This is a genomic window from Elusimicrobiota bacterium (genome assembly GCA_016218575.1).
Classification (GTDB): domain Bacteria; phylum Elusimicrobiota; class Elusimicrobia; order UBA1565; family UBA9628; genus JACRDN01.
Genome location: JACRDN010000017.1, coordinates 200,307 through 223,229 on the forward strand (window position 1 = coordinate 200,307; position 22,923 = coordinate 223,229).

Consider the following 22,923-nt stretch of genomic DNA (forward strand, 5'->3'; position numbering starts at 1 on the left):
CGCCGTCGAGCAGTTGTCCACCAAAACTTCGCGGGAAGTTTCTGTGGATAACTTCGGCTCCTTGAGAGGAACCGCCCCCAAGGGTAACCTTCCCTCCCCATGGGGAATATCGCGGCCCGTCTGGAGCTGCTGATCTCCGACCGCAAACCCGGCTATCGTCCCGGAGAGAAGATAGCTGGCCGGGTGCGCCTCGTGGGCTGATAGCGTGGTCGTTACGTTGCAAGACAATGGGGCGTGCCAAGCCCAGGCGAGACGTTCTTCGAGACAGGTCTAAACCACCTCAGCGCCCCCGTCGGCTGCCGCGAGCGTCTGGCTTGCGCGCAGTCCCTTCAGCAATCCCTCGCGCGCCTGCGCGCCGAGGCGGAGCTGGCGCAGATGGTGGTCTTGTCCACCTGCAGCCGCTTCGAGCTCTACGCCTGCTCCGGCAATCCCGCGGCCCCGGACATGGTTTCAGCCTGGTTTGAGCAAAGAGGCGGGCGGGAGGCGGACCCCTTCATTTCCAAGCGCGCCGGAGAGGAGGCCCTGCTTCATTTATTCCGCGTCGCGGCGGGGCTTGAGTCCTGGATCCTGGGGGAGAGCGAGATCCTGGCGCAAGTCAAGAAGGCCTACCATGAGGCGGCCTCGACCGGCCGGACCGGGCCCGAGATCAACCGCATTTTCCAGAGCGCGATCGCCGCCGGCAAGGAGGTTCGGACCCGGACCGCGATCCAGAATGGAATCCGGTCCATAGGAGGGGCCGTGGCCCTCCTGGCGGGAAGGATTTTCGGCCCGGAGCGGAGCGGACAGGCGGTGGTGTTCGGGGCTGGAGAAGCCGCCGAGGCGGCGATTCGGCATCTGGCCGCCAAGAATTTCAGCCGGATCGCGGTCGCCAACCGGACGCTGGGCAAGGCCGAGGAGCTGGCCCTGCGCTTCTCGGGCCGCGCTGTCGCCTTCGAGGCGGGGCTCGAGATGCTGGCCGAGGCCGATGTCGCGGTGTTCTCGACCTCCTGCCCCAGCCCTTTCGTGGAGCCTTCGTGGCTCAAGCTTAAGCTGGCCCGGCGCAAGAAGCCTCTTTTCCTCATCGATCTAGGCTTGCCCCGCAACGTAAATCCCGAATGTGCTAGGCTTTCAGGCGTCTACCTATACGATCTGGACGACTTGAGGGGGGTGGTCGCAAAAAGCATGGAGCGAAAGGAGGACAGCGCCAAACAGGCTCAAGTCATCGTCGAGGGCGCGGCGGCCAAATGCCTGGAGCAGTTTGCCAAGGCGCGGGCCCTGCGCGCCCGCGAAGAGGTGGTGTCATGAATCCAATTCGAGCCGGGTTTGTCGTTCTGGCCGTCGCGGTCCTGGCGGAGGCCGCGTTCTCCCCCGAGCAGCTTAAGGCCAAGTATTACTACGACCTCGGGCCGGGTCAAGTGGACGTGTCCTCCTATCCCGAGGCCCAGAGAGCCAATTACGCGGTCTTCTCCAAGACCTGCTCCCAGTGCCACACCTTGGCCCGGCCCATCAACTCGCCGATAAAGTATCGGCGGGACTGGAACCGCTACGTCGAGCGCATGCATGCCAGATCCAGCGGCGCGGGCAAGCCTTTCGCGCGGGAGGATACCAAGGCCATCGTTGATTTCCTTTCGTACGATTCCCGCGTCCGCAAGATCGGAAGGCGGGCCGAGTTCGAGGAGAGATCGGCCTTCCTCAAGAAGCTATTTGAGGAGGTCCTCGCCGCCCGGCGCAAGGCTGAGGAGGAATCCAACCTGAAAAAGGCTCGGCCCTATTTCGATCCGGCGTCGGTGACGCCGCGGGAACAATGAAGAAGCCCAATGGGCAGTGCGGCTCGGCCCCGCTCTGCAAGCTGCGGGGCTGGCTCGAAGGCCAGGGCCTGCCCGGCCCGGTCGCGGGGAGGATTGCCTCGAACTGGCGGTCCAACCGCTATGTCCGCGGCAACATCCTCTTTTACCAGGACAACAATCCCCTGGCGCTTTTCTTCATCTGCTCGGGCCGCGTCAAGCTCGTGCGCACGGACAAGGCCGGGCATTCGCAGATCATACGCATCATACGCGGGCCGGGCCTAGCCGGAGAGCGCGCCTTGGTCTGCGGGCAGCCTTACGCCGCGACGGCGGAGGTCATGGAGGAGTCCCACGCGTGCTTCATAGACTCCGGGCGCTTCACCCAGCTTTGGCAGGCCTATCCGGATCTGGCGCGGTTTATCGCCCGGACTTTGGCCGGCCGCTTGGGGGAGTCCGAGGACTTCGTGAGCAACCTCTCCGGTTCGACCGTGCGCGAAAGGCTGGCCAAGGCCTTGGCCCTGCAAGCGCAAGCCCAGGGCGACTCCCTGGCGACTTTCATGCTGACCGAGTCCCGGCAGGAGCTGGCCGAGCTCCTGGGAACCTCCCCGGAGGTCGTGAGCAGGACCTTGGCGGAGCTGGCGCGCAAGAGGATGATCTCCCTTCAAGGGCGGCGCGTGCGGGTTCTTGACGAGGCCCGCCTGAGGGCGGCCGCCAGGCTTACCCCAAGGCTGGATGACTTAAATCAAATTCCAGGCTGCCGGACGTCATCGCGGCTTTTCTCCGTGATTGCCAAAATGAACGAGAAGCTAAAAGGAGAATCAGATGACCATCCACCCCGCTAGACGTCTCTTGCACAACCTTCGCCGGTTGACGTTCCTGGCGGTCATAGGATCGGCTTGGGCCATCGTCGCGTGGGCCCAGCAGCCGGAAACGGCGAGCCCGGCCCCTGCCGCGGCGCCCGCCGAGACAGAGAAAGTCTCGGCGCCGGCATTCGTCGGCGCGGCGACCTGCCTGTCCTGCCACGCCGACCGCGAGAATTTCAAGGAGAACATTCATGCCAAGGCCTGGCCCAAGGCCAAGGGCATTGAATTCGAGAAATCCTGCGAGACCTGCCATGGTCCCGGCGGGGCCCACGCGGCCGGGGACGTCGCCGCTATTTTCAACCCGGCCAAGGCGGCGGGCGCCAAGGCCTCTGCCGCCTGTCTTTCCTGCCATGCGGGCGATAAGCAAAGGCTGTTTTGGTCCAACAGCGCCCATGACCGCAAGGGCTCGGACTGCCTGAGCTGTCACAAGATGCACGGCTCGCACGACAGGCTCCTAAAGAAGGAGACGGAGTTGGAGACTTGCGCTTCCTGCCACCGCGACGTAAACGCGGCCCTGCACAAGCGTTCCAAGCACCCTCTAAGGGACTCCTCGATGCCGGACGGCCAGGGCAAGATGGCCTGCTCCTCGTGCCACAATCCCCACGGCTCCCAGAGCGAGAAGCTCATCGCCGGCAAGTCGGTCAACGACAAGTGCTTCGAGTGCCACGCCGAGAAAAAGGCGCCCATGCTCTGGGAACACGGACCGGTCAAGGAGGACTGCCTCATCTGCCACACTCCCCACGGCTCTTCCAATAACAAGCTCTTGGTCACGAAGGTGCCCCGGCTTTGCCAGCAATGCCACATGCAGGGCCGCCACCAGTCGGGAACCTTGGCCGGAAACTCTGTCTATGCCGTGGGCCGCTCCTGCTTGAACTGCCATTCCATGGTCCACGGATCCAACCACCCTTCGGGCGCCGTTCTGCAAAGGTAAAAGGAGAACCTATGAGAATCAGAAAAGCCGTCCAAGCGGGACTTCTCGCGGTGCTCGTTCCCGGCGCGCAGGCCGGGATGATTGACTTCGCGGGCGGCAAGACGGCGGCCGGGTTGGACCTGGGCGGGCGCAGGGTCAGCGTGCTGGGCTCCAAGGAGAAGTTCCAGGAGTACCGAGACATGCGCGACGGCTTTCTCGTCAACGACTTGCGGCTCAAGGCCGAGGCGGCAGATAGCCCCTTCTTCCTCGACTTCAAGGCCCGCAACGCCACTCGGGCCGACGAGAATTACCGGATCGAGGTCGGCAGCTACGGAGGCTTCAAGGCGGAGGCTTCCTTCGACAGAACCCTCCATAATTTTAGCCAAGGCACCTTCATCTTGAGCGGGGCTGGAACTGGCAATCTCCCAATCGCGAATCAAATCCAAGCAGGGGCCCAGGCCTCGGAGCAAACTCGGGCCGAGCGCGGCGGGGTGCCGACCACGGATACGACGGGAGAGGATATCCAGCAGCAGGCAATCATTCGCAGCGTTCTCTCGGCCACGGATCCGACCTCTTTTAGGCTGGACCGCGAAAAGGGAACATTGGGCCTGGAATTCAAGCCTTCGCGGGACGGCAAGGCCTGGGTCAAGGTCACCGACGAGAGGCGCCGGGGCCTGCGCCAGATCGGCGCGGGCACCTACGAGCGCTACGCCCAGGGCGCGGCGGGGCTGGCGCACACCGAGGACCAGTTCTTCGTCTCGGGCATGGAGCTGGCCGATCCCATCAGCTATCAAACCACGGCCATAAACGCCGGGGCCGGGGTCTACAAGAAGGCCTGGTCCGCGGACCTCGAGTACACCTTCACAAAATTCGAGGACAACACGGCCTCCTTAATATGGGCCAATCCCTTCCGGAACACCGACGCTACCGCGACCAACAACGCGGACGTGGCCAACAACAACGCCTACAACCGCGGGCGCTTTACGAGAGGGCAGATGTCCCTGGCCCCATCGAGCCAATCCCATGAAGTGGCGGCCTCCGGTTCGTTGGAGCTTCCCATGAAGAGCCGCTTAAGCGCGAGCGCGGGTTTGGGGCTGACCACCCAAAATACGAGCTTGCTGCCGTACACGCTCAACTCGGCCATGGCCGGGGTGGGAGGCGCGCCGGCCAATATTACCGATCCCTCCATTCTGCCGGCTTCCCGTTTCAACGGGGACGTGCGCACCCTCACTGGGAGCTTGGCGCTCACGAGCAAACCCAGCGAGCGCCTTGGCACTTCCATTAGGTATCATTACTACGATTATGCCAATCGCTCGGATCAGGTGCTTTTCCCTGGTTACGCGGCTTTCGGCGAGTCCTATTGGAGAACAGTGAGAAACGACAAGAACCAGCCCGTCTACAACGACGTGGGCTCCTATACCCGTCACAGTAGCGAGCTCGGCGCGGACTACGAGGTTACCCAGCCCCTGTCGGTCAGTGCCGAGACCTTTTGGGACCGATGGGATTACCGGGGCATGCGCCTTGACAGCACAGATGAGTTGGGCGCCGGAGCGGGCCTGGCCTATCATGCGGGCAACTCGTCGCGCTGGCATGCCGGGTACCGCCTCTCTCGGCGCACGGTGACGGGCTACACGACTGGCAATACGCCCGTGAACCCGGAGGCCGTGGGCCTGAGCAACTACAATTGGGCCGATCGCAAGCGCCAGAAAGCCAACCTCGGGGTGGCCGTAACCCCCAGCGACACGTTCTCTTTCGGCTTGGACGGCCAATTCCAGAACGACGACCTCGGAGCCGGAGACCGCTTCGGCCTAAAGAATCAGCGGTCCATCATAGCCAGCCTCGACGCCAGCTACGAGCCCTCGGAGAGGATGACCGTGTCCTTGGACTACAGTCGGGAGCTGCGCAACAGCCGCATGCAGAACGCGGCCAAGGACGACGCCTTCAACGTCGCGGCCAGCGCCTTGGATGACGCTTTCCAGGGAGACAACTTCAACCCCTTCAATTACTGGAACACGGAGATCGCCGAGACGGTGGACACCGTGGGGCTGGAGCTCGCCTTGAAACCCGCCGAGAAATGGGATTGCGGGGTCGGCTACTCGTTCTCCTACAGCCAGATGGAGTTCGACAATACCAATCCCAACGCCGATATGGTCGTGGGAGCGGGATACGGCAACGGGGCCAAGCTTCTTAACGGGGTCGCCAAGGCCTGGCCGGCCGTGGTCAGCCGCCTGCATGAGGCGCGTTTGAGAGCTTCCTACCAGATTCTTAAGGATATGCGCGTGGGGATGAATTACCTCTTCGAGAACTACATGCTCAACGACTTCGCAAACACCGGGGCCTATCTTGCGGGTTCCACGCCGGAGAACAGCACCCGCTATGTCTGGGCCGGCGCCACCCAGTTCAACTACACGGCGCATGCCTTGGGCGCCTACTTGGCATGGAAGTTTTAGGAGAAGCCCGGCATGATGTTTCCGAGCTGCCTCGACTGCTCGTGGTGCGCACTGCGGGCCGGAAGCTACGGGAGCGTCGGCTACTGGTGCCGCGTCACCCGCAAGGGAGTCTTGTCGGCGCTGGTCGGGCGTCAGTCGTGCCCGCGCTTCGCGCGGTTGGGGCGCAAGTCAACGGATAATTAGGAGGCAACAATGAAAAGCATCCTCTTCATGGCTTTGATATCGGGCGCGTACGCGGCGGACCCGGCCCCCGCGGCCAAGGGCCCGGACGCGGTCAAGCTCTACGCCGCCAAGTGCGCCGGCTGCCACGGCAAGGACGCCAAGGGGAGTAAGATGTTCAAGCTGGACCTGGTCGCGTCCGCCGCGGGAAAATCGGAGACGGATCTCTCCAAGGCGATCGCCGAGGGCAAGAATAAAATGCCGGCCTTCAAGGGCAAACTCAAGGACGCGGAGATAGGCGCGCTCGCTTCTTATGTGCGCTCCTTGTCTCCCGTCCCTGCTCCCAAGGCGCAGTAGGCTTATGGAAAATGAGGGGTGTCCCTGCGCGGGGCGGGACGGCGGACCCAAGATGACCCGGCAGGGCTTCCTGGCCCTGGCCGCGACGGGCCTGGCGGCCGCGATCGGGGCGGTCTTGAGCGCGAGCGGCCTTACGTACTTCATTTCCCCCGCTTTCGGCAAGGACGAGGAGAACTGGATTGACCTTGGCCCCGCCTCGGATATCAAGCCTGGGACTCCGGTCAAGGTGGACTACGTGGAGCGCCGCCGGGACGCCTGGGTGGTCAATGAGAAGCGCTCCTCCGCCTGGATCGCGACCGCGGACGGCAAGGAGTTCACAGCCTTCGACCCTCGCTGCACTCACCTCGGGTGCCCCTACCGCTGGGACCAGGCCAGGGGGCAGTTCCTTTGCCCCTGCCACGACGCGGTCTTTTCCGGAGAGGGGGCCGTGGTTTCCGGCCCGCCGCCGCGGCCCTTGGACCGCTATTCCGTTAAAATCGCCGGAGGCAGGCTCTTGATCCAGCCGCAGCCGCAGAAGGGGGCTTGATGAACCAAGCGTTTTGCCGGGTCGCGCGATGGGTGGCCGAACGGACGGGCTTGGACCAAGTCTGGGAGGCGTTGTTTGCGCGCAAGATCCCCGAGGCCTCGGGGATCGCGGCTTGGCTTTACACGCTGGGAAGCGCCTCCATGTTCGTCTTCTCGGTCCAGGCGTTGACGGGGGCGCTTCTGGCCATGAACTACGTTCCCTCGCCGGATCACGCCTATGACTCAGTGAAATTCATCAGCGAGCGGGTGCTCTTGGGGAGCTTCATCCGGGGACTGCATCACTGGGGGGCAAGCTTCATGGTCGTCCTCGTCGTCCTTCATTTGCTGAGAGTCTATTTCATGGGGGCCTACAAATACCCGCGCGAGGGCACCTGGATGGTCGGGGTCGCTCTTCTGCTCATCGTCATCGGCCTTGGCTTTACGGGCTACCTCCTGCCCTGGGACCAGAAGGCCTATTGGGCCACGGCGGTGGGGACCAATATCGCCGGGCAGACCCCGGTCCTGGGGCCTTATGTCGCGAAGATCCTCAAGGGCGGCAGCGAAATGGGGGCCGCGACCATGACCCGCTTCTACGCCCTGCACGTCCTGGTGCTGCCGGCCTTGGCCCTGGGCCTCATCGCGGTTCACCTGTTTTTGGTGGTCTGGCACGGCATCTCGGAGCCGCCCAGCCGGAAGGATGACGGGGGGCGGCCATGAGCGAGTGGCACGAGGAGTACAAGCGGCGCTACAAGCTCGCCAAGGAAAACGGCAAGTCCTTCTTCCCGCACGCGGTGTTCAAGGACGCGGTCGTTTCCTTTGCCATCCTCTGCGCCCTGTCGTATCTGGCCATAAAGCACGGGGCGGTTCTCGAGGATTTGGCCAATCCCACGGACGCCACTTACAATCCCAGGCCGGAGTGGTATTTTCTCTTCCTCTTCCAGGCCTTGAAGGCTTTCCCGGGCAGACTAGAGCCGGTGGCCGCGGTGGTGCTGCCGGGACTAGGCGTGGGGCTCCTTCTCCTCCTGCCCTTCCTGGATCGGGGCCCAGAGCGCCATCCCCTGCGCCGGCCTTTCTGGACCGCCTTGGGCCTGGGGGGCCTTGGCGGCGTGGCCTTGCTCACCTACGCGGGCTACACGAGCCCTATGCTCAACCCCATCGTGGAAAGCGATCCTCTGGCCTCCCGCGGCCAGCGCCTGTACCAGAGCCTCAACTGCGCTTATTGCCACCAGATATCCGGCAAGGGAGGCGACGTCGGGCCGGCCTTGGATGCGGCGGGGTCCGATCATCCCGAGGATTGGCTTAAAAAGCATTTCCGCGCCCCCCGCTCCGTGTCTCCGGGCTCGGTGATGCCGAAACTCAACCTGCTTGACGAGGAGATCGATGAGCTCACGGCCTACGTCAAATCCCTGGGGGCCGGGGCCCCCTTCACCGCGGAGGCGCCCAAGCTCTTCGCCGAGAATTGCGCGGCCTGCCACAAGATCGGCAAGAACGGCGGCGAGGCGGCTCCGGACCTATCCTTCATCGGGTCCGCGCGGGACAAGGCTTACATCAAGAGATACATCGTTGATCCCGGCCAAGTCAACCCCCAGTCCGCGATGCCTGGCTTCAAAGGTCAGATGACCGACGTCCAGATCGACGATTTGGCGCGTTATCTTTCCAGCCTGCGCTAAGGCCCAAGCCTGGCTGAATCGTTGCAACATAAATAGGAAAGCATGGAACGCCTTATCCTGATCCTGATCATCTTAGCCGGCCTCGCGTGCTCGGGGAAAGACCAGATAGCGGTGTACGACGCTCCCAAGGAGGCGGGGGAGGCCGCCCTTCCCGATCCCTCCGAGCCCGCGCCGAGCTGGAAAGTGCCGGAGGGCTGGAAGCAGAAGCCGTCCTTGGGGCTGCGCCTGGCGAGTTTTTCCATTCCCCACCCCGCGGGTGAGGCGGAACTCTCGATCGTGGTTCTATCCGGGGAGGCCGGGGGGGAGCTCGCCAACGTCAATCGCTGGCGCGGCCAGATGGGCTTGGCCCCCTTAAGCGCCGAAGAGCTTCCCAAAAGCTCCCGGCGCTTTTCCTGCCCGGCGGGAGAGGTCCTCATCGCCGAGATTTCGAGTCCCACCCAGGGGCGGCTGGCCGCGGCCCGCCTGTACGCCGGCGGTCGCTCCTGGTTCTTCAAGTTGTCGGGGCCCGAGGCCTCCGTGGCCGCGGCCCTGCCCGCCTTCGAGGCCTTTCTGGGGAGCCTTCGCCTTGGCGGCGCGTAAGGCGTTCCAGGGGCTGGCCTCCCTCCAGCTCGCCATCGCCTGCCTGGCCATTCTCATGGGCCTGGTGACGGCCTGCACCTTGGCGCAGGCCAGTATGGGAGTCCACCCGGCCGTGGAAAGGTATATCCGCAGCTGGTTTATTTATTGGAGGGGCGTTCCCGTGGCTCCGGGAGGAGCCACGGCGGGCTTGTTGCTCCTGGCCAATCTTCTCGCGGCTCAGTTCCAGCGCCTCGAGCTTTCCTGGCGCAAGGGCGGGCTTTGGCTCGTGCATTCGGGCCTGGTCTTCTTGTTCTTGGGGGAATTCGTCTCCGGGGCTTTCCAGGAAGAATCGCAAATGACCTTGGTCCGGGGCCGGCCGCAGAGTTACAGCCAAAGTCCGCGCGAGGTCGAGCTGGCCTTGACCGACGTCACGGAGAAAGGCCGCGACAGGGTGTACGCCATTGGCGAGGGTCTGCTGCGCGCGGGGAGCCTGGTCAGCGACGCCCGCCTGCCTTTCCAGGCGGCGATCAAAAAAATCGAGAGGCGCCGCTCTCCCGGCGCCGCGGAGGGTGAACTCGATGAGGTCTCGGCCGAGGTAGAGCTTTTGGACCAAGGCAAGCCCATCGGTTCCTGGCGGCTCGACGCACACCACTCCCAGACGGAGGTTTTCTCGGCGCAAGGACGGCAGTTCACTCTGTCCCTGAGGCCGCGGCGGGTCTACCTGCCTTTCACCATGACCTTGGAGAAATTCGTGCATGAGGTTTATCCCGGCACCGACATTCCCAAGGGCTTCTCGAGCTTGGTCAGGCTCGAGGATCCCGGTGCCCGGGAAAGCCGGAACGCCGTCATTTCCATGAATAATCCCCTGCGCCGGGGCGGGCGTTCCTTCTATCAAGCCAGCTACCTGGACGACTCGACCTCGATTCTCCAGGTGGTCTCCAATCCCGGGCGCTCGCTGCCTTACGTCTCCTGCGTCCTGGTCTGCGCCGGGCTCTTGCTTCACTTCCTGAGGCGGATTCTATGAGACGGATTTGGCGGCGGGTCCTGCCCCTGGGCTTGGGAGCCGCGGCCCTGTGGCCAGCCGGCCCCGGCGGTCCCGGAGGCTTCGACCTCAAACGTTTCGCGGAGCTCCCCGTCCTTCATGCCGGAAGGGTCAAGCCCCTCGACACCGTGGCCCGCTCCAGCCTCCTCATGATCAAGGGCGGCCAGACCCTCTCCCTCGATGGGCAGCGCGCGAGCGCCACGCGATGGCTCCTGGAAGCGGCGGCGAGGCCGGAGTCGGCCGACGCGCAGAAGATATTCCGGGTGGATGACCCGGAGCTCTTGGGGCTTATGGGCAAGCCCCAGGGCGGGCCGCGCTACCATTCCTTCATAGCTCTCGAGGGGTCTTTTGGCGAGATCTCGGCCCAGGCCGAGAGAGCCGAGAGCCGCCCGGCTTCCGGCCGAAGCCGGTTCCAGGCGGCGGTGATGAATTTGTCTGAAAGGCTCAAGCTTTACCAAAGCCTCAAGAACACTTTGCGTCCCGAGGACGCGGGAGATTGGCCGGCCGAGATAGCCCGCTACCGTCTGGCGGCCCCAGCCGCGGCCGCGGCCATCGGCGCCCATATGCGCGGCAAGGCCTTCAAGCGCTCGGATCTGGCCGGGCTCGGGGAATTCTTCGAGCGCTGTCGCCGCTTGACGCAGGCCGGGGCGTTCCGGCCTCTGCCCCCCTCCGCGGGCTCTCCCGACTGGAGCGATTCCGGAAGCGCGTTTATTCGGGAGCTCACCGGGGACGCACCCCATCCGGGAGCCGACGCTTATGCCGTCATGCTTGAAGCTTACCGCGCCGGCGACGCTGCCGCCTTCAACCGGGTCTTGGGCCGCTACCGCGCTTGGCTGGAGGCCGAGCATTACCGGGAGTCCCGCGCGGCCCGCTACGAGGCTTGGTTTAACCGCGCGGAGCCTTTCTACCGGGGGATGATCCTGTATTTGGCCGTGTTTCTCCTGGTTTTGGCTTCCTTCATTTTTCGCCCGGAGGCCCTGCGCCTAACGTCGGAGGACCTCCTGTGGCTGGCCTTCGCCGTGCATTCGGCGGGGCTGGCGTTCCGGATCCTTTTGCAGGGACGGCCTCCGGTGACCAATCTCTATTCCTCCGCCGTGTTCGTGGGTTGGGGAGCCGCGGCCATGGGGCTCTGTCTCGAGAGGATGTACCGCAACGGCCTTGGCGCGCTCGTGGCCTCGGCCATGGGATTCTCGACCTTGATCATAGCCCACCACCTGGCCGGCCAAGGAGACACCATCGAGATGATGCGCGCCGTGCTCGACTCAAACTTCTGGCTCGCCACCCACGTGGTGACCATCACGATCGGCTACAGCGCGATGTTTTTGGCCTCTGCCTTGGCCCACGTTTTCCTCTTCCGGCGCTGGATGAGAAAGGGCTCCGAGGACGAGGCCCAGGCTCAGCTGGCGTCCATGGTTTACGGTACGGTTTGCGCGGGACTCTTCTTCAGCTTCCTGGGCACCGTGCTCGGGGGCATCTGGGCCGACCAGTCCTGGGGCCGCTTCTGGGGTTGGGACCCCAAGGAGAACGGGGCCCTCTTGATCGTTCTTTGGAGCGCCATCCTGCTCCACGCCCGCTGGGGGGGCTATATCCGCCGCACGGGTGTCAGCGTCATGGCCGTGTTCGGGGGTGTTGTCACGAGCCTTTCCTGGTTCGGCGTCAACATGCTCGGGGTGGGACTGCACTCCTACGGGTTCATGGAGTCGGCGGTGTTTTGGCTGGCGGGATTCGCGGGCCTCGAGTTGGGAGTCATGGCTCTGGCCTGGCGCCGGGCCGCCTGATGTCACGGGTCGCGGCGGTGGTCGGGGGCGGGATCGCCGGGCTTTCGGCGGCGTACCGCCTCCAAGAGCGCTCCCGCGCCCTCGAGGTCGTCTTGCTCGAGGCCGGCGGCCGCCTGGGCGGCAAGATTCTTACCGAGAAGGCCGAGGGTCTCGCGATCGAGGCGGGCCCTGACTCCTTCATCACGGCCAAGCCCCAGGCCTTGGAGCTCGTCCGCGAGCTCGGTTTGGAGCGCCGGCTTCTGCCCTCGAGCCGAGACCAGAGCACGGTCTACGTCTATGTCCGGGGAAAGCTCCGCCCCCTGCCGGAGGGCCTGATGCTTATGGCGCCCTCCCGGATACTGCCCTTCCTTGGCTCGGACCTTCTGACCTGGGGCGGCAAGCTGCGCGTGGGCCTCGATTTTCTGCTGCCGCGCGGACCCGAGGGGGACGTCTCGTTGGGGGCGTTCGCGCGCCGGCGCTTCGGCGGGGAGGCCCTGCGCGTCATCGTCGAGCCGGTCATGGCCGGCATCTACGCGGCCGACGTCGAGGAACTGAGCCTCAAGAGCTCGTTTCCGCAGTTCGCGGCGCTGGAGAAGCAATACCGGAGCGTGATCCGGGGCCTGCGGCGGCGCGCGCCGGCCGCCCCGGCGCCCTCGGGGCTCACGATGTTCACGACCTTGGCCGGAGGCCTTTCCGAGCTTACCGAGGCCCTGGCCCGGCGCCTCAAGCCCGGGTCGGTTCGGCTCGGCTCCGGGGTCGTCCGCATCGAGCCGCGGGGGGGGCGCTACCGCCTGGGGCTTTCTGGCGGCGGTTTCCTCGACGCCGACGCGGTCATCGCCACGACGGCATCATGGCAGACGGCCAAGCTCGTCAGGGGCTTTGATCCTGGCTTGGCCGAGGTTTTGGAGGAGATACCCTTCGCCTCCACCGCGACCGTGACCTTGGCTTACGAAGCCCAATCCCTGGACATTCCCAGCGGTTTCGGCTTCGTGGTGGCCCGGGGGGAAGCTCAAGCCGTGGCCGCAGCCACGTTCTCGTCAGCTAAATTCCCGGGCCGGGCTCCGGCGGGGACGACCCTCATCCGGTGTTTTTTGGGCGGAGCCGGGCGGGAGGGGCCGCTGAGGGGCTCGGACGAGGAGCTCGCGATCAAAGTTCGGCAAGACCTGGGGAGAATCCTGGGACTCGGAACCGAGCCGATTTTAACCCGCGTCTACCGCTGGACGCGGGGCAATCCGCAGTACACCGTGGGGCACGAGGAGCGCTTAAAGCGGATCGCCGGGCATTTGGAGCGCCATCCCGGCCTGGCGCTGGCCGGGGCCTCCTATCGCGGGATCGGCATCCCCGACTGCATCGCCAGCGCCTACGCCGCCGCCGAGCTCGTGCTGGACGAATAGGGCCGCTGTTAGGAGGATCAGGGCTCCCGCCTGGTGTGCTGCGCCCAGGGCCGTCGGCACCTTGAGGATAAGGGTCGCCGCGCCGAGCCCCAACTGCAGGGCCGTCGCCCCCAGAAGGCACAGCAAGCCGAGCCGAGCCCGCCTCGAGCGGCCTACGGCCAAGCCTCGGAGGCAGAAGGCCGTAAGCGTCGCCCCGGTCAGGCCTGCCAGGAGGCGGTGGTCGAATTGGACGGTCACCACGTTCTCGAAGAGGTTAAGGACGAACGGCTCCAGAGAGTTCATGGCTGGGGGAATCCAATAGCCGGCCATGCGCGGAAAGGTGTTGAAGACGAACCCGGCCTTGAGTCCCGCCACCAGCCCGCCCGACGCGATGGTGAAGAGGACCATCAGCGTGATGGCGGCTCCGGCAAACCTGGTCTTCCGGGGGATTATATTTTCGCGCGGAAAAAGAAGATCCAGGGCCGTCCAAAGCATGGCTGAGTAGAGCAGGCACGCGGTCAAGAGATGGGCCGTGAGGCGGTATTGGCTCACCCGCGGCTCGGCCGCGAGCCCGCTTTTGACCATGAACCAGCCGAGCGCTCCCTGGGCGGCCCAAAGAAGCGCCAAGGCGGCGAGCCTCGCCGCCAGGCCTGGCGTGAGCCGCCGCCGGATCAGGAGATAGATCAAGGGTAGGGCGAAAACCAGACCGGCCAGGCGCGCCAGGAGGCGGTGGGCGTACTCCATCCAGAAAATGGACTTGAAGGACTTCAAGTCCATTCCAGCGTTAACCTCCAGATACTCCGGCGTTTTTTTATAGGAGGTAAACGCATCCTCCCATTGGGCGGAGTTCAACGGGGGCAACGCGCCCATGACCGGTTTCCACTCCACGATGGACAGCCCCGAGTGGGTGAGGCGCGTGACACCTCCTTGGACGAGGATGGCGAAGACCAAGGCGCAGCAGGCCAGAAGCCAGGCGGCTATTTTCTTGTTCATGGCCCTGTTATAGACGCAACGATGCGGCCTTAAAGCGGCTGGATTTCGGATTGGGCGCGGCGCACCTCGCCGCCCAGCATGCGCGCCACGGCCCCGAGGTCGAAGGGCCAGGCGTAGCGGATTCTCGCCCGAGGGTGCAGACTTTTAAGCCTCCTCAAAATCGCGGGGATCTCATGCTCGCTGTGGGAGCCGCCGCGGGTGTACATGGTCGAGATGACGGTGATTTCCGCAATGCCTTCCGACAGGGCCTGGGCGAAGGCCTCCGCGAGGCTGGGCCGGCAGAACTCGTTGTAGGCCGCCCACAGGCGCCAGCCGGGAAGCTCGGCTGCGAGGCGCTCCAAGACGGCCTCGAGGCCCGCTTTGTAGGGATCGTTCTCGGGCGTGCGCGGCCAAGAGCGGATCCGGGCGTCGAGCTCCCGGAATCTCGCGGAGGGCGCGGCCTTGGATCTGGCTTCCTCGCGTTTGAGCTCGCTCACGAGCTCGGGGGGAAAATCCGCCGGGATCCCGCCGTGGCCGACCAAGATGACTGCCTGAGGGCTGCTCATTACGAGTCATTATAGGAAATCGTCCGCTCTTGAGGGATTTTTCTCCGCGTTTTGGCAGTAGCGTTGCGGTTGGACAGTAGTCCATGCATCCCATCGACGACGCCGCCCAGAAGCTGCGCGCCGCCCCGAGCGCTCGCGCCGAGGCGCGGCCTCCGGGCCCGCCGCGCTGGCTGGTCCTGGGGCACTTCGCCTTCGCGGCCGCGGCCTTCTGGGTCTTCTCGGCGGGCTTTTTCCTCGGGGCTCCGAGAATGGTCGGGCTCGACTTCGACGCCCGCTGGGTCCTGGGCTTGGTCCACGCCTTGACCTTGGGCTGGATCGCGATGATTTTGCTGGGGTCCTTGCTCCAGATGGCCTCCTCCCACGGTGGAACCGCGCTTTACCGCCCGGGCTTGGCTACGGCGGCCTGGGTTCTTCTGGGCGGGGGAGCATGCGCCTTTACGGGGCTTCTCTGGGCGGGTTCGGACCGGTATTGGCTGGGTGCTGCGGCGGCCGCGGCGGGGATACTGCTTTACCTCATCGTCCTCGGCCGGACCATGGCGCGCGCCACCCGCCGCGACGTGACCTTTTGGCACTTCGCCAACGCTTTAGCCTACCTGGGTCTGCTGGCGGGGGCGGGGTTGGCCTTGGCTTATGACAAGCAGCGCGGCGTTCTCCTTCCCAACCCCGACGGAGCCCTCGTGGCCCATGTCCACCTGGCCTTGGTGGGCTGGGTGTCTTTGTCCATCGCCGGGGCCTCGTACCGGCTGGTTCCGGCCGTCGCCGCATACCGCTCCCACTCGATCTGGCCAAGCCGGGTGATGCTCGTTTTGATCAACCTCGGTCTCCTGGGCCTGGCCGCGGACGGCGTCTTGGGCCGCCTCTCTTGGCAGCCGTTGTGGGCGGTTCTGCTTTGCGCCGCATATGCGCTGTACGCCTGGCAGGCCTTGCGCGGCCCCCAGCCTCCAGTGAGCCCCTCTGCCGTTCTTACTTACGTGGCCCTGGCGGGGGGCGGGCTCTGGGCTGGGCTCGGCCTGTCTCTCTCGTTCGGGTATCTTTTCCCGGAGACCGGAAGGGCCGCCTACGTGTTCGCCGCGGCGGTGGGCTGGATCACGCCCCATATCCTGGCTCAGCTTCACAAGATCCTCCCTTTCCTCGTTTGGCTCATATTGTCCGGGAAGATCCCCCAGGAGAGCCTCCCGGCCTGGGATGAGCTGGGCTGCCCCAAGGCGGCCTGGCTCCAGGCCATTCTCCTCGCGGCCGCGGTCGCGGTCGGGACTGTCGGGTTCTTGCGCGACAGCGCCTGGCTGCTGCGCTCGTGCGGGGGGCTTCTTTTGGGCTGCGCCACGGCCTATCTGGCCTGGCTCGTCAAGATCTTCTCTTATCTCGTCCCTCATTTGAGGAGCTTGCGGGAGGGCGGGGCTTGCCCTTTGGCGCGCTGAGTGGCTATTTTGTTGCTACATGGTTAAATATATGTTTAAGGCCAATTCCGGAAAAAATGCCGTGGAATTGCGGTTCTTGTTCCTGAGCCCGGCCTCTCGCCAGGCTCTCCTGGGGATGCGGGCCGTGGCTTTGGGTCGCGGCCCCAGCCGCTACCAACTGGTCCGGGAGGCCGCCGGCAGGGCCGGCCTTCCCGGAAATGCCTTGGCCAAGATATTCCAGAGGCTGGCCCGACACCGGCTGCTGCTATCGCAGAGAGGGCCGGGGGGGGGCTATGCATTGGCACGCCCCGCCCGCGAGATTTTTCTGACGGAAATATTGCGAGCCGTGCAGGACGTGGTGCCGGGAGGCAGGCATTGCCTGCTCGGCAACCGGCTGTGCGGCGAGGACGGCTTCTGCCTGATTCACAACGTCATCATCAAGGCGGATCAGTTGGTGCTGGACGCATTCAGCAGCCTGACGCTCTCGGATTTGGCCAAGAGCGGCGGGTGGCGGTAAGTGGCGGTAAACGGAGGAGAGCATGAGCATTCGCGTATATGACGGAGCCATAAAAAGCGCTAAAGCGGCGGGACTGGCGGTTTTGGGCCTGGCTGCGGCGGTGGGGCTGGGCTTGGCCCAGACCGGGCAAGCCCCGACCTCGGCCACCAAGGATTCGAGCCTGTATCCCAACGACTTCGGACCGGCCGAGATAGACGTGTCCTCCTATCCCAAGGAGCAGCGCCAGGGCTACCGGGACATGGTCTTCAAATGCGCCGCTTGCCACACCCCGGCCCGGCCCATCAACGCGCAATTCCTGGAGCTTACGGAGGAGGAGGAGCGCAAGGCCAAGAAGGAGGATCCCGAGCTGTTCAAGGACGAGAAGCTCGTGAAGGTCGAGGAAAAGCTATGGTCGCGCTACATTAAGCGCATGATGGCCAAGCCAGGCTGCCCGGTGAGCGCCAAGGACGGCAGCGCCAAACGTATCTACGACTTCCTCGTGTATGACTCCAAGTTCCGCAAGATGGGGGAGAACGGCAAGGCCTTCCGCAAGATGCGGTCGGGGCTCCTCGACGACTTCAAGAAGAAGCACAAGGACGTCTACGACAAGCTGTACGTGGAGAAATAGGAGAATCCAATGAACAAGATATTAAAAACCGCGGGCCTGGCCCTGGCCGCCGTAGCCGCCGCTTTGGCGGCGGGAGAGCTCGGGGGAAAGAATCTCCTCGCGCAATTGGGCGGAGGGATGGGGCCGGCCCTGGAGGGCATCATCAAGACGCGGGAGCTCTCCCCGGACGACGTCGAGGCCGCGCTCAAGACCTACGTCCCGCCGGGGTCCTACGACGAATTCCTGCTCTTCGCCTCTGGCGGGCAGGCCGGCAACGTGGAGGTCCTGGGAGTGCCTTCCATGCGCCTCATCAAAAACATCCCCGTCTTCTCGCCTGACTCCTGGCAGGGCTACGGGGTCGGCGACGACGAAAGCCGCCGGCTCTTCGGCCAAGGCAAGGCCGCGGGCATGGTGCAGACTTGGGGAGATGTCCATCACCCGGCCCTGAGCCTGACCGACGGCTCCTATGACGGGCAATTCCTCTTCGCCAACGACAAGGCCAACGGCCGCATCGGAGTGGTGGACCTGCGCGACTTCCGGGTCAAGCAAATCGTCAAGAACCCGCTCACCGCGACCAACCACTGCGGCGCCAAGCTGACCGAGAACACGGAGTATTACGTCGAGGGGGCGCAATTCGGCACGCCCCTTCCCTTCACCCAGTACGCGCCCCTGGAGCGCTACAAGGAGGACTACCGGGGCCTGGTGACCTTCTGGCCCTTCAACCGGGCCGAGGGGCGGCTGGAGCAGGCCAAGAGCTTCACCATAGAGCTGCCTCCTTATTACCAGGACCTGGGCGGCATGGGCAAGAGGGCGAGCCACGGCTGGGTGTTCATCAACACCTACAACTCAGAGCTGGCCACCCCCGATGCCTTGAAGGGCAAGCCTCCCATGGAGGTGGCCGCCTCCCAGCGGGAGATGGACTACCTGCATATCCTGCACTGGAAGCGCGCCGAGGAGCTTTTGGCCAAGGGCGAGCTCAAATACAAGATGATCGCGGGCATGAAGGTGGTCCCGATCGAGGAAGCCGTGGCCAAGAAGATATTGTTCCAGGCCGCCGAGCCCAAGAGCCCCCACGGCTCTGACGTGACCCCGGACGGGCGCTTCATCGTCGTGAGCGGAAAGCTCGACCCCCACGTCACGGTATTCAGCTTCGATAAGATCATGAAGGCGATCGCGGCCGGGAAATTCGAGGCCAAGGACCCCTACGGCATTCCCGTCCTTCCCTTCAAGGACGTGGTCGAGACCCAGGTCGAGGTGGGCCTGGGGCCGCTCCACACGGAGTACGACGACAAGGGCTACGCCTACACTTCGATGTTCCTCGACTCTGCGATCAACAAATGGTCGCTCGACAAGCCGGCGGGAGGGGAAAAGCCGTGGTCCATGGTCCAGTCCCTACCGGTCCATTACAATACCGGCCACCTCGTGGTCGCGGGCGGAGACACGGTCAAGCCCTTCGGCAGATACCTGGTGAGCCTCAACAAGTGGTCCTTGGATCGGGCCCTGCCGGTCGGGCCCCTGCACCCCCAGAACCTCCAGCTCATCGACATCAGCGGACCGCAGATGAAGCTCTTGAGCGACACCCCGGTGGTGGGAGAGCCCCACTACGCGGTGATGGCCCCGGCCAAGCTCTTCAAGCCCTGGAAGGTCTATCCGGAGGTGGGCTACAGCGCGCTGACGCGCAAGGTGAGCCCCACCCGTACCGAGCCGGGCAAGGAGCGCGTGGTCAGGAGCGGCAAGGACGTCCATGTCTTCATGACGGCCATACGCAGCCGCTTCATCCCGGACCGCGTGGACCTGCGTCAGGGCGACCGCGTCCACCTGCACGTCACCAACGTCGAGAGGGCCGAGGACGCCACCCATGGCTTCGCCCTGTCGGCTCACAACATCAACCTCTCCATGGATCCCGGCGCCACGGTGGACGTGAACTTCACGGCTGACCGGGCTGGGGTGTTCCCGTTCTACTGCAGCGAGTTCTGCTCGGCGCTGCACATGGAGATGATGGGGTATCTCACGGTCAAGAAATGACGAATCTAAACGCGGTCCAGAGCCTTCCAAATTCCCAGCGCCGCCTCTCGGCGGCGCTGGGCTGGGCCGCGGCGTCTCTCCTCTTTGCTTCCCTCTTCCTGCCCTATTGGCAGGCCCGGCTCTACGCGCCGCAGTACCGCGGGGGCCTCACCGCCCGGATGCACCTGCACAAGCTCACCGGAGACGTGGCTGAGATAGACGAGCTCAACCATTACATCGGCATGAGAAAGCTGGGGGACCTGGCCGCGGTCGAGAGGGCCGCAGCTATCCCCGCGGTGCTCGCCTTGGCGCTCTTGTGCGGGCTAGCGTTTTCTTGGGGAGGCAAGGGTTGGAGGAGGCTTGCCTGCGCCTCGGCCGCGGCGTTCCCCGTCGCTTTCGTGGCGGACATGGCTTGGTGGATGCGCTGGGCCTGCTCGCACCTCGATCCCACCGCGCCCCTCAAACTCAAGCCCTTCACGATTCCCTTCCTCGGGGCGGGCCAGGTGGCGCAGTTTAGAAGCGAGCTGCAGCCCCTGGTCGGCTTCTATCTGGCCGCGGCTGCCGTGGTCCTGGTCTTGGAGGCCTCTTGGCTGTCGCGCGATTAGCCCGGCTTCTGGCTCTGGCGGGAGCCCTCTCCGGGCCCGCTTGGGGCTCCGAGCTCCAAGACCTCATAGACCAGGCCGAGCCGGGCTCGGTGGTGGAGCTGGCTCCCGGAGTCCACCGTGGGCCGGTCGCGATCGGCAAGCCTCTCACTTTGCGCGGCGGGGGCAGGGCCGCGGTTTTAGGCGGCGGACGGGGAACGGTCGTCACGATCACGGCGCCGGGGGTCTCTATCGATGGCTTGCGCATCGAGGGCTCCGGGGAGAGCCTGCTGACCGAGGACGCCGGGGTCCGAGTCGAGGCGGCCTCGGCCGCGATCCGCGGTTGCGTGCTCGAGGATGTGCTCTTTGGGGTGTTTCTGGTCCACGCTCCCGGGGCTCTCATCGAGGGCAACCGCCTCCGAGGCAAAAGCCTCGACATCGGACGCCGGGGGGACCTCATCCGCAGCTGGAACAGCGACCGGGTGATCGCCAGGGGGAATATTCTGGAAGGCGGGCGCGATTTCGTGCTGTGGTTCTCGACCGGGTCGCGGGTCGAGGGCAACGTCATAACGGGGGGGCGCTACGGCCTGCATTTCATGTACACCAACGGCGCCAGCGTTGCCGGCAACCGCTTCACCGGAAATTCCGTGGGCCTCTACCTCATGTATTCCCAGCGCGTCGCCATCCGCGGCAACCGCTTCGAGCGCCACCGCGGCCCGAGCGGAGCGGGCCTGGGGCTCAAGGAAAGCGACTGGGTTTCCGTCGAGGAAAACGACTTCGCCGGAAACCGCCAGGGCATCTACATCGACGGTTCTCCGACGGTGGCCGAGCGGGGCAACGTCTTTAGCCGCAACCTCTTGTCGCGCAACGACATCGGCATTTCCATGCTTCCCGGCATCAGCGGCAACCTCTTCTACGACAACGCCTTCGACGACAATATCCAGCAGGTCTCAAAACGCGGCGGCGGCCAGATCGCGGGCAACGAGTGGCGGCGCGGCGGCCGCGGCAATTACTGGAGCGATTACGCCGGCTACGGGCTTTCCGGCTCCGAGGTGGGGCGCCTGGCCTACCGCGCCGAGAGCGCCTGGCAGAGCCTGACGGACCGCCGGCCCCTGGCCCGTTTCTTCTTGTTCACGCCGGCCGCCCAGGCGGTGGACGCCGCCAGCCGCGCCTTTCCCGTCTTCCGGCCCAAGGCCGTTCTGGTGGACGAGAGCCCGCTTTTGCGCCCGCCCATGGATTTGCGCCGCGCCTCCGATCCGATCGAGGCCGCATGGGGCCTGCCCTTGGGGCTGGCCTCGCTCTCGGGGCTTCTCTTGGGGTTGCCGGCGCTCCTGCGGACTCGTTCTAAAACTCGGGGCAAGAGCTCTCCTAGAGGCGTTCCTGTCGAGATCAAGGGGCTGTCCAAATCTTTCGGGAAGCGGGACGTCCTTAAAGGGGTGGACTTGAGCCTCTCTCCCGGAGAGACGGTGGTGTTGTGGGGAGCCAACGGGACCGGCAAGAGCACCTTGATCAAATGCCTTCTCGGGCTCCATGATTACAAGGGCGAGATACGGATTTTCGGCAGGGACGCCCGGTCGGAGGGGCACCTGGCCCGCGCCGATCTGGGCTATGTCGCTCAGGAGTTCGCCGGCTACGACTGGACGGTGGGCCAGGCCATGGCCTTCGTGGCGCGGCTGCGCCAGCTCGAGCCTGCGCGGATCGAGCCGAGCCTGGAGGCTTGCGGACTGCGAGGAGAGGGCGGCAAGAGAGTCTGCGACCTCTCCGGGGGCATGAAGCAGAAGCTGGCCCTGGCCATGGCCCTCTTGGCCAATCCTCCGCTTCTCGTTCTTGATGAGCCTTGTTCTAACTTGGACGCGGCCAGCCGCGGGGATCTCCTCGGCATTTTGCGCGGCCTCAAGGGCCGCTCGATTATCATGACCACGCACCGTCTCTCGGAGGTCAAGGCCTTGGCCGACCGCGTTCTTTGTCTGGAGGAGGGGTCGGCCCCCAGGGCCCTGGGCCGGGAAGACTTCCTGATGTCGGCCTCGGAGTTCGGGGCCGAGGCGGCGGTATGAGCCCTGCGACCGAGGCGTTGGTGGGCAAGGAGTTCGCGCAGGCCACGCGCAGCCGGTGGCTGGCGGGCTTTGTCGCCGCCTTCCTGGGGCTGGGGGTAGCACTCATGGCCGCTGGCGCCTGGGGCTCGGCTTTCGGAGGCGCGGCGGGCTTCGGGCGGACCACCGCGGCCCTCATCAATCTCATCCTTCTCATCGTGCCGCTCATGGGGCTTTTGGCCGGGGCCTTGTCCCTCTCGGGAGAGCGGGAGCGGCGCACCCTCGAGTTTCTCCTCGCCCTGCCGGTGCGCCCGGAGGAGGTGTTCTGGGCCAAGTTCATCGGCGGGGCCTGGGCCTTGTGGGCCGCCTTGGCCATGGCCTTCTCGGCCCTGGGAGCCGTCCTCGCCCTCTCCGGAGGCCTGGCCCATGCCGGGGCCTACGCCTCGTGCTTTGCGGCCACTCTCCTTTTGGCGGCGGTGTCTTTGGCCATGGGCCTGGCCGTTTCCGCGGCCTGCGCGCGCACGGCGGCGGCGGCCGGCTGCGCGCTCTTGGCGTGGCTGGCCTTGGTCCTGGGGGGGGACTTGGGTCTTTTGGGCACGAGCTTGGCCGTCCGCCTTCCCCCGGGCGCTCTCCTCGCCTCGGCCTGGCTCAATCCCATGAGCCTGTTTCGATTGCTCGCGGTGGACTCGGCCGCCGCGGGCCTTGACGTCCTGGGCCCGGCCGGGCATTGCGCGCAGGACGCGCTGGGCTCTTGGCTGCGCCCCCTGGCGTTCGCGGGTTTGGGAGCCTGGCTTGCGGCCGGGCTCTGGGCCGCCCGCGCGATTTTCTGCCGCAGACCCCTGGAAGGGGCTTTAAGGGATTAAC

The 22,923-nt window shown here is 65.2% G+C and carries 22 protein-coding genes and 1 pseudogene; 21 read left to right on the forward strand and 2 right to left on the reverse strand.

Translation table 11 applies throughout. The features are described from left to right. Window positions 1-234: 234 nt before the first annotated feature. The 14 genes from hemA to hemG are packed head-to-tail and all read left to right on the forward strand — an operon-like array spanning window position 235 to window position 13,427. Window positions 235-1,284 (forward strand): glutamyl-tRNA reductase, encoded by a 1,050-nt coding sequence (hemA, locus tag HY921_07490; GenBank protein ID MBI5630710.1) that lies wholly within the window; start codon window positions 235-237, stop codon window positions 1,282-1,284. Beyond that, window positions 1,281-1,787, forward strand: a complete 507-nt coding sequence (locus HY921_07495; protein ID MBI5630711.1) for a hypothetical protein — start codon at window positions 1,281-1,283, stop codon at window positions 1,785-1,787. The genes hemA and HY921_07495 overlap by 4 nt, the downstream gene beginning before the upstream one ends. Beyond that, window positions 1,784-2,605: a Crp/Fnr family transcriptional regulator gene (locus HY921_07500; GenBank protein MBI5630712.1), complete on the forward strand. Its 822-nt coding sequence runs from the start codon at window positions 1,784-1,786 to the stop codon at window positions 2,603-2,605. Before HY921_07495 ends, HY921_07500 begins: the two co-directional genes overlap by 4 nt. Then, entirely contained in the window at window positions 2,586-3,557 is a 972-nt protein-coding gene (locus HY921_07505) for a DmsE family decaheme c-type cytochrome (protein MBI5630713.1), read from the forward strand. Before HY921_07500 ends, HY921_07505 begins: the two co-directional genes overlap by 20 nt. Before the next feature lie 11 nt (window positions 3,558-3,568). Then, the gene (locus tag HY921_07510; protein MBI5630714.1) at window positions 3,569-5,986 is read left to right on the forward strand and encodes an MtrB/PioB family outer membrane beta-barrel protein; all 2,418 of its coding nucleotides are present in this window, start codon (window positions 3,569-3,571) and stop codon (window positions 5,984-5,986) included. Between the two features lie 12 nt (window positions 5,987-5,998). Next, complete coding sequence (locus HY921_07515) at window positions 5,999-6,169, forward strand: hypothetical protein (protein MBI5630715.1); 171 nt, start codon at window positions 5,999-6,001, stop codon at window positions 6,167-6,169. Between the two features lie 9 nt (window positions 6,170-6,178). Continuing rightward, entirely contained in the window at window positions 6,179-6,502 is a 324-nt protein-coding gene (locus HY921_07520; GenBank protein MBI5630716.1) for a cytochrome c, read from the forward strand. 4 nt (window positions 6,503-6,506) lie between these two features. Then, window positions 6,507-7,028 carry a Rieske (2Fe-2S) protein gene (locus HY921_07525; protein MBI5630717.1) on the forward strand — a complete coding sequence of 174 codons (522 nt, stop codon included), beginning with the start codon at window positions 6,507-6,509 and terminating at the stop codon, window positions 7,026-7,028. Beyond that, window positions 7,028-7,723 carry a cytochrome b N-terminal domain-containing protein gene (locus tag HY921_07530; GenBank protein MBI5630718.1) on the forward strand — a complete coding sequence of 232 codons (696 nt, stop codon included), beginning with the start codon at window positions 7,028-7,030 and terminating at the stop codon, window positions 7,721-7,723. Before HY921_07525 ends, HY921_07530 begins: the two co-directional genes overlap by 1 nt. After that, window positions 7,720-8,676, forward strand: a complete 957-nt coding sequence (locus HY921_07535; GenBank protein ID MBI5630719.1) for a c-type cytochrome — start codon at window positions 7,720-7,722, stop codon at window positions 8,674-8,676. The genes HY921_07530 and HY921_07535 overlap by 4 nt, the downstream gene beginning before the upstream one ends. Window positions 8,677-8,718: 42 nt before the next feature. Further along, the gene (locus HY921_07540) at window positions 8,719-9,255 is read left to right on the forward strand and encodes a hypothetical protein (GenBank protein MBI5630720.1); all 537 of its coding nucleotides are present in this window, start codon (window positions 8,719-8,721) and stop codon (window positions 9,253-9,255) included. 55 nt (window positions 9,256-9,310) lie between these two features. After that, window positions 9,311-10,258: a cytochrome c biogenesis protein ResB gene (locus tag HY921_07545; GenBank protein MBI5630721.1), complete on the forward strand. Its 948-nt coding sequence runs from the start codon at window positions 9,311-9,313 to the stop codon at window positions 10,256-10,258. Then, window positions 10,255-12,054, forward strand: coding sequence for a cytochrome c biogenesis protein CcsA (gene ccsA / locus HY921_07550; protein ID MBI5630722.1), 1,800 nt, complete (start codon window positions 10,255-10,257; stop codon window positions 12,052-12,054). The genes HY921_07545 and ccsA overlap by 4 nt, the downstream gene beginning before the upstream one ends. Next, entirely contained in the window at window positions 12,054-13,427 is a 1,374-nt protein-coding gene (gene hemG / locus HY921_07555) for a protoporphyrinogen oxidase (GenBank protein MBI5630723.1), read from the forward strand. The genes ccsA and hemG overlap by 1 nt, the downstream gene beginning before the upstream one ends. Here hemG and HY921_07560 read toward each other — a convergent pair. Next, window positions 13,407-14,399, reverse strand: a pseudogene (locus HY921_07560) (COX15/CtaA family protein). The gene hemG and the pseudogene HY921_07560 sit on opposite strands and share 21 nt — an antisense overlap. A 29-nt stretch (window positions 14,400-14,428) precedes the next feature. Beyond that, a complete protein-coding gene (locus HY921_07565; GenBank protein ID MBI5630724.1) occupies window positions 14,429-14,944 on the reverse strand; it encodes a CbiX/SirB N-terminal domain-containing protein in 516 nt (171 codons plus the stop codon). Window positions 14,945-15,027: 83 nt separating this feature from the next. Between HY921_07565 and HY921_07570 the strand changes: the two genes are divergently transcribed. The 7 genes from HY921_07570 to HY921_07600 are packed head-to-tail and all read left to right on the forward strand — an operon-like array spanning window position 15,028 to window position 22,922. After that, a complete protein-coding gene (locus HY921_07570) occupies window positions 15,028-16,362 on the forward strand; it encodes a hypothetical protein (GenBank protein ID MBI5630725.1) in 1,335 nt (444 codons plus the stop codon). Between the two features lie 19 nt (window positions 16,363-16,381). After that, on the forward strand, window positions 16,382-16,858 hold the full coding sequence (locus tag HY921_07575) for an Rrf2 family transcriptional regulator (GenBank protein ID MBI5630726.1): 477 nt from the start codon (window positions 16,382-16,384) through the stop codon (window positions 16,856-16,858). Window positions 16,859-16,880: 22 nt separating this feature from the next. Then, on the forward strand, window positions 16,881-17,465 hold the full coding sequence (locus HY921_07580; protein MBI5630727.1) for a hypothetical protein: 585 nt from the start codon (window positions 16,881-16,883) through the stop codon (window positions 17,463-17,465). A gap of 9 nt (window positions 17,466-17,474) precedes the next feature. Continuing rightward, a complete protein-coding gene (gene nosZ / locus HY921_07585) occupies window positions 17,475-19,469 on the forward strand; it encodes a Sec-dependent nitrous-oxide reductase (GenBank protein MBI5630728.1) in 1,995 nt (664 codons plus the stop codon). Continuing rightward, window positions 19,466-20,053 carry a cytochrome C gene (locus HY921_07590; GenBank protein MBI5630729.1) on the forward strand — a complete coding sequence of 196 codons (588 nt, stop codon included), beginning with the start codon at window positions 19,466-19,468 and terminating at the stop codon, window positions 20,051-20,053. Before nosZ ends, HY921_07590 begins: the two co-directional genes overlap by 4 nt. Further along, a complete protein-coding gene (gene nosD, locus HY921_07595; protein MBI5630730.1) occupies window positions 20,035-22,083 on the forward strand; it encodes a nitrous oxide reductase family maturation protein NosD in 2,049 nt (682 codons plus the stop codon). The genes HY921_07590 and nosD overlap by 19 nt, the downstream gene beginning before the upstream one ends. Then, a complete protein-coding gene (locus HY921_07600; protein MBI5630731.1) occupies window positions 22,080-22,922 on the forward strand; it encodes an ABC transporter permease subunit in 843 nt (280 codons plus the stop codon). The genes nosD and HY921_07600 overlap by 4 nt, the downstream gene beginning before the upstream one ends. Window position 22,923: the final 1 nt, after the last annotated feature.